This window comes from Streptomyces kebangsaanensis (assembly GCF_001906585.1).
GTDB lineage: Bacteria > Actinomycetota > Actinomycetes > Streptomycetales > Streptomycetaceae > Streptomyces > Streptomyces kebangsaanensis.
On record NZ_JUJA01000077.1, the window covers coordinates 1,050 to 15,827 of the forward strand.

Sequence of the window (14,778 nt, forward strand, 5' to 3'; positions counted from 1 at the left end):
CCGCCAGCCGGTAGTCGCCCAGCTCCGACAGGCGCACCGTGTGCCCGCCACGGTCCACCGGAAGCCCGGCCAGCGCCGTGCGGTCGGCGGCGGTGAGGGTGACGCCGCCACCCGGACGGGCCCCGGAGGGGACCACCGCCACCTGGGTCACCGTGCCGTCCACCAGCCGGGCACCGAAGGTGGCCGCGGCCTGGCGGCGGGTGTCGCCGTGCTCGTCGCCGTCGTGGTCGGAGGGCTTGGCGGCCGGGGCGGCGCCGTGCTCCAGGCTCTTCGGGAAACCCGGCCCGGTCTGCCGCAGCTGCTGGTCGAGCCGTCCGGTGAGGAAGCCGTCCAGCTCCCAGACCGCGGCCACCCCGACGGCCGCGCAGCTCACGGCGAGCAGCACCACCAGGCCGAAGGTGAGCCGGGAGCGCAGCGTGCGCGGCCGGGGCAGCCGCCGTGTCCACCGGGCCGAGGCCCGCGGCGACGCCCTCACCGCGGTACCGGCTTCAGCACGTACCCGGCCCCGCGCACCGTGTGGATCATGGGTTCCCGGCCGGCGTCCACCTTCTTGCGCAGATAGGAGACGTACAGCTCCACCACATGGGCCTGGCCGCCGAAGTCGTACGACCACACGTGGTCCAGGATCTGCGCCTTGCTCAGCACCCGGCGCGGGTTGTGCATCAGGAAGCGCAGCAGTTCGAACTCGGTCGGGGACAGCTCGATCAGCTCTCCCGCCCGGGTGACCTCGCGGGCGTCCTCGTCCATGACCAGGTCGCCCACGGCCAGCCGCGGGCCCTCCTCGAGCTGCCGGGCCATGCCGGCGCGGCGCAGCAGTCCGCGCAGCCGGGCGACCACCTCCTCCAGGCTGAACGGTTTGGTCACGTAGTCGTCGCCGCCCGCGGTAATGCCCGCGATGCGGTCCTCCACCGCGTCCCGGGCGGTGAGGAAGAGCACACAGACGTCCGGCCGCACGGCGTGCAGTCCGCGCAGCACGGCGAAGCCGTCGCCGTCCGGGAGCATGACGTCGAGGACGACGGCGTCGGGCCGCAGCTCGCGGGCCGCGGCGACGGCCGAGGCCCCGTCGCCGGCGGTGCGGACCCGCCAGCCCTGGTAGCGCAGGGCTCCCGAGAGCACCTCGGCGAGGTCCGGATCGTCGTCGACGACGAGGACCCGCACGGGGGTGCCGTCGGGGCGGGCGAGGGCGGGCGGGCCGGAAGGGCTCGGTCGGAAGTCGTTCATGGCCCTTCCAGCATCACCGGTCGCCGGCCCGTGCGGCGGCGGAGTGACCTTAAGAGTTTCCTGAGAGCGGCCCGGGGGCGCCCCGGCTCAGAGCGCCCTCAGAGGTTCGTCCCGCACAGTTGCGTCCCGGACCGGCGAAAGGACGGGGAACGGGATGACCACGGTGTACGGACGGCGGGCGGCACCGCCCGTGCCACGGGCGACACGGCGCTCCCCGGCGGGCGCCGTGCTCGCGCTGCTGTGGGCCGGGGCCGCCGCGGTGGTGGGCCTGTGGTGGTGCGACACGGCCTCCGTCGTGGGCGCGGCGGACTGGCTGACCGGCGCCGGGCGCATCGCGGGCCTGCTGTGCGGGTACGCCTGCGCGGTGCTCGTGGGGCTGATGGCGCGGGTGCCGCTGCTGGAGCGGCGGATCGGTTCGGACCGGGTGGCCCGCTGGCACGCGATGGCCGGCCGTTACACGGTCTGCCTGCTGGTCGCGCACGTGGTGCTGGTCCTGGCCGGGTACGCCGTCCAGGACGGCTCCTCGTTGCCGCGCGAGGCGGTCACGGTGGTGCTGGACTACCCGGAGATGCTCAAGGCCACCGCCGGCACGGTGATCCTGTTCGCGGTCGGCGTCACCTCGGCCCGCGCGGTGCGCCGCCGTACCAGTCACGAGTTCTGGTACTACGCGCACCTGCTCACCTACGCCGCCGTCCTCCTCGCCTTCGGGCACCAACTGGCCCTCGGCAACGAGTTCAACGGGCACGCCGTGGCCACGGCCGCCTGGTACGCGCTGTACCTGGGCGTCGCCGCCCTGGTGCTGTGGTTCCGGATCCTGGTGCCGGTGCGGCTCAACCTGCGGCACCGGATGCGGGTGGAGGCGGTGCACCAGGAGGCGCCGGGCGTGTACTCCGTCGTCGTACGCGGCCGGTGGCTGGACGAACTGGACGCGCGGCCGGGGCAGTTCCTGCGCTGGCGGTTCCTCGCCAAGGGCATGGTCCGGACGTCGACGCCGTACTCCCTGTCGGCGCCGCCCCGCCCGGACCTCCTGCGCATCACGGTGAAGGCGCTCGGCGACCACAGCGCGGCCGTGCCGCTGCTGCGGCCGGGCACCCGGGTGTGGGCGGAGGGCCCGTACGGGTCGATGACCGCCGGCCGGCGCACCTCGCACAAGTCGCTGCTGATCGCCGCCGGGATCGGCATCACCCCACTGCGGGCGCTGTTCGAGACCCTGCCCGGTGACGTCACCCTGCTGTACCGGGCACGGACGGCCGAAGACCTCGCCCTGGGAAGTGAGTTGGAGGCCATAGCACGTTGGCGCGGAGCACGGGTGCTGTACGCGCTGAACGGACCGCGCGGCGAACGCCCCCGCCTCACCGTCGAGTCGCTGCGCGCGGCCGTCTCCGACCTGGCCGGGCACGACGTGTACCTCTGCGGTCCGCACGCCTTCGCCCAGGACCTGTACCAGGTGCTGCGCGCCGCCGGGGTGCCGAACCGGCGCATCCACCACGAGTCGTTCGAGCTGTGAGAGCCGCGAGATTGTGAGGCCGGGTTGCACGCCTTGAAGAAGAACCGTCCGCTGCGCCGCGTCGTCCTGGCGAGCGCCGCCACCGTCTCCGGGCTGGTGATGCTGCTGTCGCTCAAGCCGCACACCCCGCCGCGGATCGCCGCGGCGCCCGCCCCGGCCCCGTCCGGCAGCGCGAGCGCGCCCGGCGGCTCGACCGGGTCCACCGGCACCAGGACCGTCACCGGCGAGACGGTGCGGACCCGTTGGGGCCCCGTCCAGGTGCGGGTCACGCTCAGGAACGGCCGGATCACGGACGTGACCGCGCTCTCGTATCCCACGGACAATCCACGGGACCGGGAGATCAGCGGCTACGCCCTCCCCCGGCTGCGGAGGGAGGCGCTGGCCGCGCAGAGCGCGGACATCGACGCGGTCTCCGGGGCCACGTACACGAGCGGCGGTTACCGCCGGTCCCTTCAGTCCGCACTGGACTCCGCGGGCCGCTGAACGCTCGGCGGACGCGCCACGTATCTGTGGGCGACCCAGGGTCGAATCGCCACGGAGGAACCGTGACCACCACGCTCGCAGGAGGCCGCGCCGCCCGGCGCCAGACGATGCGCCGCATCCGGCCGCGTCGCTCTCCCGCCGTCCCGCTGCTGCTCGCCGTCGCGGCGGGCGCCGCGGGCGTCGTCTGGCTGTGGTGGATGAACACCCCGTCCATCCCCGACACCGACGGAAAGATTCTCAACGCGGGCCGGATCACCGGCCTGCTCGCCGGCTACCTCATGGCGCTGGTCGTCCTGCAGATGGCACGCGTGCCCGCCCTGGAGCGCCGGGTCGGATCCGACCGGGTCGCCCGCTGGCACGCCATGAGCGGCCGCTACACGCTCTGCCTGGTGGTCGCGCACGTCTTCCTCACCATGTGGGGCTACGCGCTGCAGTCCGGCAGGTCGCTCGGCGGCATCGTGCAGCAGACGATCAGCTCCGTCGACGAGCTGCCCGACATGGGCAAGGCCGCCATCGGCACCGGTCTGCTGGTCGTCATCGGGCTGGTCTCGATCGGCCCGGTGCGCCGCCTGATGCCGTACGACACCTGGTACCACGTGCACCTGTTCACGTACGCGGCGGTGTTCCTGACGTTCTGGCACCAGATCACCACCGGCAACGACTTCGCCGTCGAGCCGGCCGCCAAGACCTTCTGGTACGCCCTGTACGGCGCGGTGACCGCGCTGGTGGTCTGGTACCGCATCCTCACCCCGATCCGGCTGAACCTGCGTCACAAGATGCGGGTGGAGGCGGTGATCGAGGAGTCGCCGGGCATCGTGTCGGTGCTGATCGGCGGCAAGAAGCTGCACCGGATGGGCGCCGAGGCCGGACAGTTCTTCCGCTGGCGGTTCCTGGCGCCGGGCATGCGGTTCTCCTCGCACCCGTACTCGCTGTCGGCCGCGCCCCGCCCGGACCTGCTGCGCATCACCGTCAAGGCGATCGGCGACCACAGCGCCCGGCTGCGCGAGCTGGAGCCCGGCACCCGGGTGTGGGCGGAGGGCCCGTACGGCGCGCTGACCGCGTCCCGGCGCAGCCAGGGCAAGGTGCTGCTGGTCGCGGGCGGTGTCGGCATCACCCCGATGCGGGCGCTGTTCGAGACGCTGCCGGGCGCGGCCGGTGACATCACGCTGCTCTACCGGGCCAACAGCACCGAGGACCTGGCCCTGTGGGACGAGCTGGCGAAGATCGCCGACGAGCGCGGCGCCCGGCTGATGTACGCGGTGAACAGCCCCGACGGCGAACGCCCCGACATCTCCGCGGATTCCCTGAAGCGGAAGATCGCCGACATCGACCGCCACGACGTCTTCATGTGCGGCCCGCCCGGTTTCGCGCAGTCGGTGTACGAGGCACTGCGCGGCGCGGGGGTCCCCGCCCGCCGCATCCATCACGAGTCGTTCGAGATGTGAGCGACGGGACTTCAGGAGCTTGGGAGAAGATGAGGAAGAGCCACCCCGTCCGGCGTGCCGTACTCGTCGGCGCCGCGACCGTGTCCGGCATCGTGCTGCTGCTGTCGCTGAAGCCGGCGTCCGACCCGGCCTCCGCCTCGGCCGCCGGGTCGGCCCCGCAGCAGAGCGCGGCGGCGCAGGAGTCGCCGCAGGGCGGCAGCGGGGCGCAGCGGACGGGCACGCAGAACGTCACCGGTGACGTGGCCCGGACCCAGTACGGCAACGTGCAGGTCCGGCTGACCGTCAACGACGGAAAGGTCGTCGAGGCGGCGGCGGTGCAGGCACCCCAGGGCGGGGTCAGCGGCCAGAAGACCGACCTGGCCGTACCCAGGCTCAACCAGGCGGCCGTGGCCGCGCAGAGCGCGGACATCGACACGGTGTCGGGGGCGACGTACACGAGCGACGGGTACAAGCAGTCGCTGCAGTCGGCGCTGGACAGGGTGAAGGCGTCCGGTGCGTCCTCCGGGTCCTCCGGGTCCGACGGCTCCGGTGCCGCTCAGGCCCGTACCGTCACCGGCAAGGCCGCCCAGACCCAGTACGGGCCGGTGCAGGTCCGCATCACGGTCAGCGGCGGGAGGATCACCCAGGCGGCGGCGGTGCAGGCGCCCCGGGGCGGGGTCAGCGGCCAGAAGACCGACCTGGCCGTACCCAGGCTCAACCAGGCGGCCGTGGCGGCCGGCAGCGCGGACATCGACACGGTGTCCGGGGCCACCTACACCAGCAGCGGCTACAAGCAGTCGCTGCAGTCGGCGCTGGACCAGGCCGGTGGCTGAGGCCGTGGCCGACTCGGCGAAGGACCCGGCCGCGGTACGTCACGCGGAGGAGGTCATGGGGACGGTCTTCTCCTTCGACGTCCGCGGCGGGGAGCCCGACGCGGTGCGGACGGCACTGCGCGAGGCGGTCGCCGGGCTGCACCGGGCCGACGAGGTGTTCAGCACCTACCGCGACGACAGCCAGGTCTCCCGCCTGGCGCGCGGGGAGCTCACCGTGGAGGAGTGCGACCCCGAGGTCGCCGAGGTCCTCGCCCTGGGCGCCGAGGCCGAGCGGGCCAGCGAGGGCTGGTTCAGCCTGCGCTACCGGGGGGACCTGGACCCGACCGGGATCGTCAAGGGCTGGGCCGCCGAACGGGCCGCCCGGCGGATCGCGGCGGCGGGCGTGGGCGGGGTCAGCGTGAACGGCGGCGGGGACGTGCAGCTGCTGGGCTCCCCCGGCCCGCAGCGGCCCTGGCGGGTCGGCGTGTCGGACCCCCTGCGCCCCGGCGCGCTGGCCGCGGTGGTCTCCGCGGCGGGAGCGGAGGAGCTGGCGGTGGCCACGTCGGGTACGGCGGAGCGCGGGGCCCACATCGTGGACCCCCGCACCGGCCGCTCCGCGGTCACCGACCTGGTGGCGGTCACGGTGGTCACCCCCCGGCTGACCTGGGCGGACTGCTGGGCCACGGCCGCGTTCGCGATGGGCGCGCGGGAGGGGCTGGCCTGGCTGGAGTCACTGCCGGACGTGGAGGCCCTGCTGATCACGGCGGGCGACGAGGTCGGATGCACGGGTGGCCTCGCGTCCCGACTCGGGTGAGCCGCCTCGCCCAGGGGCGCGGAACCACGCCGATGTGCGGCTCCTCCCCCAAGCTCTTGACGAGCAGGGGGACCCCATCGCGGGCGCGGCCGGCCACGGACGTCCCGCACCCGACCGACGACAGGCACCCCCACGGCGCTCAGTTCCCGTTCTGGGCCAGCCGCAGCAAGTGGTCCGCCAGCTCCTGTCCCCCACTCGGATCCCGGCTGATCAGCAGCAGCGTGTCGTCGCCCGCGATCGTCCCCAGGATGGCGTGCAGCTCGGCCTGGTCGATCGCCGAGGCGAGGAACTGCGCCGCCCCCGGAGGAGTCCGCAGCACCACGAGGTTCGCGGAGGCCTCCGCGGAGATCAGCAGCTCCTGCGAGAGCCGCCGCATGCGCTCCTCCTTGACCGACTCCCCCAGCGGCGCGCGCGGCGTGCGGAACCCGCCCTCGCTCGGCACCGCGTAGATCAGGTCGCCGTCGGTGTTGCGGATCTTCACCGCGTTCAGCTCGTCCAGGTCCCGCGACAGCGTCGCCTGGGTGACGCTCAGCCCGTCGTCGGCCAGCAGCTTCGCCAACTGGCTCTGCGAACGCACCGGTTGCCGGTTGAGGATGTCCACGATCCGGCGGTGGCGCGCGGTCCGCGTCTGCGGCACGGCGGGCCCGGAGTTCGCGGCCCCGTTCTGCCCGGTCTGCCCGTGGTCCTGCGCCTGACTCATCGTCGTCTCATTCTCCGGATCATCCGTCCCCGCCTGCCACGTCCAGGATGCCGGGCAGTGCCCCGAGGAAGGCGTCCACCGCGTCGTCGCCGAGGTTCAGCGGCGGCATCAGCCGTACGACGTCGGGGGCGGGCACGTTCACCAGGAAACCGGCATCCTGAGCCGCCTGCTGCACCTGCGGCGCGCGCGGCTCGGTGAGCACGATACCCAGGAGCAGGCCGGCGCCCCGGACGTGGCCGGTCAGCGGGTGGTCGAGGGACTCGATTCCCTCGCGCAGCTTCTCGCTCTGCCGCTTGACGTTCTCCAGCAGCCCCTCGCCCGCGATGGTGTCCAGCACCGCGAGTCCGGCGGCGCAGGCGACCGGGTTGCCGCCGAAGGTCGTGCCGTGCTGGCCGGGCTGGAGCAGCCCGGCGGCGCGTCCGAAGGCGACGGTGGCGCCGAGCGGCAGCCCGCCGCCGAGGCCCTTGGCGAGGGTGACGACGTCCGGCAGGACGCCGTCGTGGGCCTGGTACTCGAACCAGTGCCCGGTACGGCCGATGCCGGTCTGCACCTCGTCGAGGACCAGCAGGGCGCCGGTGGCCGCCGTGATCGCGCGGGCCGCCTTCAGATAGCCGGGCGGGGGCACGACGACGCCGTTCTCGCCCTGGATGGGCTCGATGACGACGAGAGCGGTGTCCTCGGTGACCGCGGCGGCCAGCGCCTGCGCGTCCCCGTACGGCACGTGGGTGACCTCGCCGGGCAGCGGCAGGAACGGCTCCTGCTTGCCGGGCTGGCCGGTGAGCGCGAGGGCGCCCATCGTACGGCCGTGGAAGCCGCCTTCGGTGGCGACCATGTGCCGGCGGCCGGTCAGCCGGCCGATCTTGAAGGCGCCCTCGTTGGCCTCGGCGCCGGAGTTGCAGAAGAACACCCTGCCGTCCCGGCCGAAGAGCTGCAGCAGGCGCTCGGCGAGGGCGACGGGCGGTTCGGCGACGAACAGGTTGGAGACGTGCCCGAGGGAGGCGATCTGCCGGCCGACCGCCTCGACGACGGCGGGGTGGGCGTGCCCGAGCGCGTTGACCGCGATGCCGCCGACGAAGTCCAGGTACTCGTTGCCGTCGGCGTCCCACAGCCTCGCGCCCTCGCCGCGGACGAGGGGCAGGCGCGGCGTGCCGTAGTTGTTCATGAGCGCGCCCTGCCAGCGCGCGGTCAGTTGCTCGTTGCTCACGCCCTGGTTCGCGTCCCTGTTGCTCACGACTCCCCCTGTTCGTCCGGCACGACCATCGTGCCGATGCCTTCGTCGGTGAAGATCTCCAGCAGGATCGAGTGCTGGACCCGGCCGTCGATGACGCGGGCCGTCTGCACCCCGTTGCGCACGGCGTGCAGGCAGCCCTCCATCTTCGGGACCATGCCGGAGGACAGCTCCGGCAGCAGCTTCTCCAGCTCGCTCGCGGTCAGGCGGCTGATCACCTCGTCGGAGTTCGGCCAGTCCTCGTACAGTCCCTCGACGTCGGTGAGAACCATGAGGGTTTCGGCGCCCAGTGCCGCAGCGAGTGCCGCAGCCGCCGTATCAGCATTGACGTTGTAGACATGTCCGTCGTCCTGGGAGCGGGCGATCGAGGAGACGACCGGGATGCGGCCGTCGGCGAGCAGTGCCTCGATCGCGCCCGTGTCGATCTCGGTGATCTCGCCCACCCGTCCGATGTCGACCGGCTCGCCGTCGATCTCGGGGGTGTGCTTGGTGGCGGTGATGGTGTGCGCGTCCTCGCCGGTGAGGCCGACGGCGAGCGGTCCGTGCTGGTTGAGCAGCCCGACCAGTTCCCGCTGCACCTGCCCGGCGAGCACCATCCGTACGACGTCCATGGCGTCCTCGGTGGTGACTCTGAGGCCCGCCTTGAACTCGCTGACGATGCCGTGCCTGTCCAGGGCCGCGCTGATCTGCGGGCCGCCGCCGTGCACGACGACCGGTTTCAGCCCCGCGTGCCGCAGGAAGACGACGTCCTGGGCGAAGGCGGCCTTCAGCTCCTCGTCCACCATGGCGTTGCCGCCGAACTTGATGACGACGGTCCTGCCGTGGTGGCGGGTCAGCCAGGGCAGCGCCTCGACGAGGATCCGGGCCTTGGGCAGCGCGGTGTGTTTACGAGTCGGGGACTTTCGCTCTTGCGGGTGATTGACCGTCATGACCGACTTTCGGAAAGATCTCGGATCAGCCGCCGGGCGGGCGGTGCTGGCCTGTGGAGGCGGCGTACGGCTCATCCCGGACTCGTCCGGGGCGAGCGGTCGCCGGTGAAGCAGGCACCCTCGTCGGTGGCGGCGAGGACCCGCGACAGCCGAGCGGGCACGTCAGGATGAGTAGGCGCTGTTCTCGTGGACATAGTCGGCCGTCAGGTCGTTGGTCCAAATGGTCGCCGACTCGGTGCCTGCCGCGAGGTCGGCGACGATGTGGACCTCGCGGTAGCGCATGTCGACCTTCTCGCGGTCCTCGCCGACGCCGCCGTTCTTGCACACCCAGACGCCGTTGATGGCGACGTTCAGCCGGTCGGGCTCGAAGGCGGCCTTGGTGGTGCCGATGGCGGACAGGACGCGGCCCCAGTTGGGGTCCTCGCCGTGGATGGCGCACTTGAGGAGGTTGTTGCGGGCGATGGAGCGGCCCACCTCGACGGCGTCGTCCTCGGTGGCGGCGCCCACCACCTCGACCTTGATGTCCTTGCTGGCGCCCTCGGCGTCCCGGATGAGCTGCTGCCCGAGGTCGTCGCAGACCGCCCGTACGGCCTCGGCGAACTCCTCGTGCTCCGGAGCGACTCCGGAGGCGCCGGAGGCGAGCAGCAGCACGGTGTCGTTGGTGGACATGCAGCCGTCGGAGTCGACGCGGTCGAAGGTGACCCGGGTGGCGGCACGCAACGCCTGGTCGAGTGCGTCGGCCTCGAGGTCGGCGTCGGTGGTGAGGACGACGAGCATGGTGGCGAGGCCGGGGGCGAGCATGCCGGCGCCCTTGGCCATGCCGCCGACGGTCCAGCCGTCCTTGGTGACGACGGAGGTCTTGTGGACGGTGTCGGTGGTCTTGATGGCGATGGCGGCCTTCTCGCCACCGTGCTCGCTCAAGGACGAGGCCGCCGTCTCGACGCCCGGCAGCAGCTTGTCCATGGGGAGCAGGACGCCGATCAGGCCGGTGGAGCAGACGGCGACCTCGACGGCGCCGACGCCGAGCACCTCGGCCGCCTTCTCGGCGGTGGCGTGGGTGTCCTGGAAGCCCTTGGGTCCCGTACAGGCGTTGGCGCCGCCGGAGTTGAGGACGACGGCGGTGAGCCGGCCGGTCTTGAGGACCTGCTCGGACCACTGCACCGGGGCGGCCTTGACGCGGTTGGAGGTGAAGACGCCGGCGGCGGCGCGGCGGGGCCCGGTGTTGACCACGAGGGCCAGGTCCGGGTTGCCGTTCTCCTTGATCCCGGCGGCGATGCCCGCCGCCTGGAATCCCTTGGCTGCCGTGACGCTCACGGTGCGACTCCGATCGTGGAAAGTCCGAGTTCTTCGGAGAGGCCGAGGGCGATGTTCATGCTCTGCACGGCACCGCCGGCGGTGCCCTTGGTCAGGTTGTCGATGGCGCTGATCGCGACGACGCGGTGCGCGGCGGGGTCGTACGCGACCTGGATCTGTACGGCGTTGGAGCCGTACACGGCCGCGGTGGCGGGCCACTGTCCCTCGGGGAGGAGGTGGACGAAGGGCTCGTCGGCGTAGGCCTTCTCGTAGGCGGCGCGCACGGACTCGGCGGTGACGCCGGGCCTGGCCTTCGCGCTGCAGGTGGCGAGGATGCCGCGGGGCATCGGGGCGAGGGTGGGGGTGAAGGACACGGTGACCGGCTCCCCCGCAGCCGCGCTGAGGTTCTGGATCATCTCGGGGGTGTGCCGGTGGACGCCGCCGACGCCGTAGGGGGACATGGAGCCCATGACCTCGGAGCCGAGCAGGTGCGGTTTGGGTGCCTTGCCGGCGCCGGAGGTGCCGGAGGCGGCGACGATCACGGCCTCGTTCTCGGCGAGTCCGGCCGTGTAGGCCGGGACGAGGGCGAGGGAGGCGGCGGTGGGGTAGCAACCGGGTACCGCGATGCGCTTGGACCCCTCCAGCGCGGCGCGGCCACCCGGAAGTTCGGGGAGGCCGTAGGGCCAGGTGCCGGCGTGCGGGGAGCCGTAGAACCTCTCCCAGTCGGCCGGGTCCCTCAGCCGGAAGTCGGCGCCCAGGTCGATGACGAGGACGTCGGGGCCGAGCTGCTCGGCGACGGCGGCGGACTGGCCGTGCGGCAGGGCGAGGAGGACGACGTCGTGCCCGGCGAGGGCTTCGGGGGTGGTCTCTTCGAGGACGCGGCCGGCCAGCGGCAGCAGGTGCGGCTGCAGTGCGCCGAGGCGCTGTCCGGCGTTGGAGTTCCCGGTCAGGGCGCCGATCTCGGTCTCGGGGTGCGCCAGCAGCAGCCGCAGCGCTTCTCCGCCCGCGTATCCACTCGCTCCGGCGACCGCCACACGTACAGCCATGAACCCTCCTCCTTGATGGCATGACTATACGTTTCGCTGCACGTTTATGCAACGCCGGGCGGTGGGCGCGGGCTCCCGCCACCCGGACGGCAGCCCGCGCAGGACTCGCCCCTGCTACCCCTGCTTGATCCGCAGGAAGGTGACGGAGTTCGCCGGGAAGGTGTAGGTGAACCGGGCGGCGGCCCCGGTGAAGGTCGACGTGACCGGTGCGACCGGCGTCGACGTCTCGGTGTTCACCGCGTCGGGCGCGGCGGCCAGCGTGGCCGCCCTCGCCCTCGGCGCGACCTTCGCCCGGCCGAGGTCGATCGCCGTGCGGGCCGCCGAGGACTGGGCGTTGACCACCTTCACGATCAGCTCACCGGTCTTCGCGTCCCGGGTGACGACCTGGCGGAACGGCTCGGCCGGCTTGTCGTCGGTGAAGCTCCCCCACTCCCGGCCGTCCAGGTGGAGGGTCACCTGGCGGCCCCGCACCTTGACGCCGATGTCGTAGGTACGGCCCGTCTCGACCGAGCCCGGCTTGGCGATCAGCGTCGACTTGCCGCCGTCCACGGCCTGCTCGACCGCGGTCCGGGTGTTGTTCCAGCCGCCGATGTTCCACCAGTAGTAGGTGCCGGTGTCCTTGACGCCGAAGGCGACGAGGAAGCCCTCCCTGCCCGCCTTCTTGGTGGCCTTCACCCGCAGGTCGTAGTCGTGCCAGGCGGGGTCGCCGGCCCGAACCATGGTGTTCTCGGCGGTGGTGTCCGTCTGGACGTACTGGCCGTCCTGGACGCTCCAGCTGCCGGTGCCCGTGTGCGTCCAGGCCGGCGCGCCGCCCGAGAAGTCGTCGTCGAGCAGTGTCGTGCCGTCGGCCGCGGTGACCTTCACGTCGTCGTACGCGGCGCTGGTGTTCCAGGTCGACAGTCCGACGGCTCCGGTGACGGGGCCGGCGGCGTCCGGCGTGGTGGTGGCCGTGCTGGGCACGACCCGGTCGCCGACGTTGTTCATGAACAGCTTCTGGACCTCGTAGTTGGCCGAGCCCCAGGAGGCGTGGTTGTTGAACCAGACCAGGTCGGGCCGCCACTGGACGTAGTCCTCGTTGGCGAACAGCGGGGCGTAGGAGGCGAGTTCCACGATGTCCGCGTTGCGCTCCAGGCCGGTCATGTAGGCGGCCTCGGCGAGGCCGTTCTTGAAGGCGTTGCCCTGGGAGGCGTACTCGCCGAGGAAGACCTTCGGGCCGCTCCGGTCGTAGGAGTCGTAGCGGTCGTTGTGCTGCAGGAACCACCGCGGGCTTTTGTAGTAGTGCTCGTCGACCATGTCGACCTCGGCGTCGCGGTTGAGCCGCCAGGCCCTGTCGAAGGTGGTGCCGCTGTCGTCGGGGCCGGAGTTGGAGATCACGGTCAGGTACGGGTACCTGGCCTGGAGGGCGGCGCGGAACCGGGTGAAGCGGGCGAAGAACTCCTCGGGCAGGTTCTCCTCGTTGCCGACCTCGATGTGGGTGAGGCGGAAGGGCTTGGGATGGCCCATCTCGGCGCGTTTCCTGCCCCAGGTCGAGGTGGCCGGGCCGTTGGCGAACTCGACCAGGTCGAGGGTGTCCTGGATGTGCCGCTCCAGCAGGGCGTCGTCGTCGACGGCCTTGTTCTGGCCGCAGCCGGTGACCAGGGCGGGGACGACGGGCAGCGGCATGGCGCCGATGTCCTCGGCGAAGCGGAAGTACTCGTAGTAACCGAGGCCGTAGGACTGGTTGTAGCCCCAGAAGTTGGCGTTGGTGGCGCGCTGCTCGACCGGGCCGACGGTGTCCTTCCACTGGTAGGAGCGCTTGCGCTGCCAGCCGGAGGCCTCGCTGTAGTCCCGCATGGAGCCCGTGTTGACCAGGCAGCCGCCGGGGAAGCGGACGAAGCCCGGACGGAGGGCGGCGATCTTCTCGGCGAGGTCCTTGCGCAGGCCGTTGGGCTGGTGCTTGTAGGTGTCGCGCGGAAAGAGGGAGACCATGTCCAGCGCGGTCGCGGCCGAGGAGGCGACGGTGAGGCGGCCGGTGGTGCTGGTGCGGGTCGCGGTGAACGTGGCCCCGTACTGGACCCAGCCGCCCTTCCTCACGGCCACCCGGCGGGCGGTCGCCAGGGGGCCGCCGGTGTCGTGGAGGGTGACGGTGAGCGTGGTGCCGCTGCCGGCGCGGGCCCAGACGGAGAAGTCGTACTTCTTGCCGTCCTCGACCGCGATCCCGGTGTTGTAGCCGGTGTTGGTGACGGAGGAACCGGCGGCCAGGGAGAGGTAGGTGCGGTTGCGGTCGCCGAGACGGCCCGGGTCGTTCAGGACCTGGGCGGTCCCGTCGGCGGTCCAGCCGGTCAACGGCGTGTAGGACGCGTTGTCGTCGGTGGAGTACTCGAAGGACCGGTTCTGCACGAGTTCGGCGTAGAGACCGCCGTCGGCGGCGCGGTTGATGTCCTCGAAGAAGACGCCGTACATCGTCCTGTCGATCGCCGGGCCCTTGGCGGTGGGATCGACGGTGAGGGAGTAGTCGGTGACCTCCTCGGCGTGCGCGGGGGCGGGGACGGCGGTGGCGGCAGCCACCAGGAAAGCGCTTGCTAAGAGAGCGAGCCCCAGACGGGGGCGGGCGGTGCGTGACATGGATACTCCGCGGCTCGGTAGGTCGTTCGAAATATCGAGCAATGGTCAGCACTTCGAACGGCAAGATAGGGAGGCGGCAGGAACACGTCAATGGGGCGTGCGAGCCGCGCTACGCCCGCGGGAGCGGAGCCGGTATGCCGTCGAGGCGGAGGTACCAGCGGCCGGCGTGACCGGTGACGGTGGTGGTCGACAGGGGGCGGACGTCGATGTTCCAGTAGGTGGACGGGGGCGCCTTCAGGGCGTAGACCAGGGCGGCGCGGATCACGGAGGGTTCGGCCACGGCGACGACGCGGCAGCCGTCCTCGACGGGCCGGGTGTCGAGCCAGCCGCCGACGCGGGTGATGAAGGACAGCAGCGACTCACCGCCGTGCGGGGTGCCGCGCGGGTCGGCGAGCCAGGCGTCCACGGCCTGCGGCTCGCGGGCCATCGCCTCGCCCAGCGTGAGCCCGCGCCAGCGGCCCATGTCGCAGTCGCGCAGGGCGAGCTGGACGAGCGGGGCGTAGCCGAGGGCGTCCCCGGTGGCGCGGCTGCGCGGGGTGGGCGAGCAGTAGCGCAGGTCGGCGGCGGCGAGCGGCAGCAGCTCGTGGGCGACCCGCCACACCTCGTCCCAGCCCGCCCGGTCGAGCTGCCGGTCGTCCTCGAACCGCTCGGCGAGCACCGGGGAGCCGCGCGCCGCGGCGACGAACGTGACCCGAACTGCCATGCGGCGATCGTGGG

13 protein-coding genes and 1 pseudogene are annotated in these 14,778 nt (G+C 72.3%); 5 read left to right on the forward strand and 9 right to left on the reverse strand.

Annotated elements, in window-relative coordinates:
* Window positions 1-475 (reverse strand): annotated as a pseudogene (locus tag RH94_RS43040) (two-component sensor histidine kinase); the annotation flags it as partial.
* On the reverse strand, window positions 472-1,221 hold the full coding sequence (locus tag RH94_RS11090) for a response regulator transcription factor (protein WP_073947437.1): 750 nt from the start codon (window positions 1,219-1,221) through the stop codon (window positions 472-474). The pseudogene RH94_RS43040 and the gene RH94_RS11090, both read right to left, overlap by 4 nt.
* A 154-nt stretch (window positions 1,222-1,375) precedes the next feature.
* On the opposite strand from RH94_RS11090, the gene RH94_RS11095 reads away from it, so the two are divergent.
* From RH94_RS11095 to RH94_RS11115, 5 genes are all read left to right on the forward strand, one after another.
* Window positions 1,376-2,728, forward strand: a complete 1,353-nt coding sequence (locus RH94_RS11095) for a ferredoxin reductase family protein (RefSeq protein WP_073947438.1) — start codon at window positions 1,376-1,378, stop codon at window positions 2,726-2,728.
* A gap of 24 nt (window positions 2,729-2,752) precedes the next feature.
* Complete coding sequence (locus tag RH94_RS11100; RefSeq protein WP_073947439.1) at window positions 2,753-3,211, forward strand: FMN-binding protein; 459 nt, start codon at window positions 2,753-2,755, stop codon at window positions 3,209-3,211.
* Between the two features lie 62 nt (window positions 3,212-3,273).
* Window positions 3,274-4,656: a ferredoxin reductase family protein gene (locus tag RH94_RS11105; protein ID WP_073947440.1), complete on the forward strand. Its 1,383-nt coding sequence runs from the start codon at window positions 3,274-3,276 to the stop codon at window positions 4,654-4,656.
* A 29-nt stretch (window positions 4,657-4,685) separates the two neighbouring features.
* Window positions 4,686-5,468: an FMN-binding protein gene (locus RH94_RS11110; RefSeq protein ID WP_073947441.1), complete on the forward strand. Its 783-nt coding sequence runs from the start codon at window positions 4,686-4,688 to the stop codon at window positions 5,466-5,468.
* A gap of 55 nt (window positions 5,469-5,523) precedes the next feature.
* A complete protein-coding gene (locus tag RH94_RS11115; RefSeq protein ID WP_199880925.1) occupies window positions 5,524-6,261 on the forward strand; it encodes an FAD:protein FMN transferase in 738 nt (245 codons plus the stop codon).
* A 139-nt stretch (window positions 6,262-6,400) separates the two neighbouring features.
* Here the strand turns inward: RH94_RS11115 and RH94_RS11120 are convergent, their stop codons facing one another.
* The 7 genes from RH94_RS11120 to RH94_RS11150 all read right to left on the reverse strand — a co-directional run bounded on the left by RH94_RS11120 (window position 6,401) and on the right by RH94_RS11150 (window position 14,764).
* A complete protein-coding gene (locus RH94_RS11120) occupies window positions 6,401-6,961 on the reverse strand; it encodes an arginine repressor (RefSeq protein WP_073947442.1) in 561 nt (186 codons plus the stop codon).
* Between the two features lie 19 nt (window positions 6,962-6,980).
* The gene (locus RH94_RS11125) at window positions 6,981-8,165 is read right to left on the reverse strand and encodes an acetylornithine transaminase (RefSeq protein ID WP_073947523.1); all 1,185 of its coding nucleotides are present in this window, start codon (window positions 8,163-8,165) and stop codon (window positions 6,981-6,983) included.
* Window positions 8,166-8,188: 23 nt separating this feature from the next.
* Window positions 8,189-9,118: an acetylglutamate kinase gene (gene argB / locus RH94_RS11130; RefSeq protein ID WP_073947443.1), complete on the reverse strand. Its 930-nt coding sequence runs from the start codon at window positions 9,116-9,118 to the stop codon at window positions 8,189-8,191.
* 162 nt (window positions 9,119-9,280) lie between these two features.
* Window positions 9,281-10,432, reverse strand: coding sequence for a bifunctional glutamate N-acetyltransferase/amino-acid acetyltransferase ArgJ (gene argJ / locus RH94_RS11135; protein WP_073947444.1), 1,152 nt, complete (start codon window positions 10,430-10,432; stop codon window positions 9,281-9,283).
* On the reverse strand, window positions 10,429-11,457 hold the full coding sequence (gene argC, locus RH94_RS11140; RefSeq protein WP_073947445.1) for an N-acetyl-gamma-glutamyl-phosphate reductase: 1,029 nt from the start codon (window positions 11,455-11,457) through the stop codon (window positions 10,429-10,431). The genes argJ and argC overlap by 4 nt, the downstream gene beginning before the upstream one ends.
* Window positions 11,458-11,571: 114 nt before the next feature.
* Window positions 11,572-14,061: an alpha-L-arabinofuranosidase C-terminal domain-containing protein gene (locus RH94_RS11145; protein ID WP_073947446.1), complete on the reverse strand. Its 2,490-nt coding sequence runs from the start codon at window positions 14,059-14,061 to the stop codon at window positions 11,572-11,574.
* Between the two features lie 109 nt (window positions 14,062-14,170).
* Window positions 14,171-14,764: a histidine phosphatase family protein gene (locus RH94_RS11150; protein WP_073947447.1), complete on the reverse strand. Its 594-nt coding sequence runs from the start codon at window positions 14,762-14,764 to the stop codon at window positions 14,171-14,173.
* Window positions 14,765-14,778: the final 14 nt, after the last annotated feature.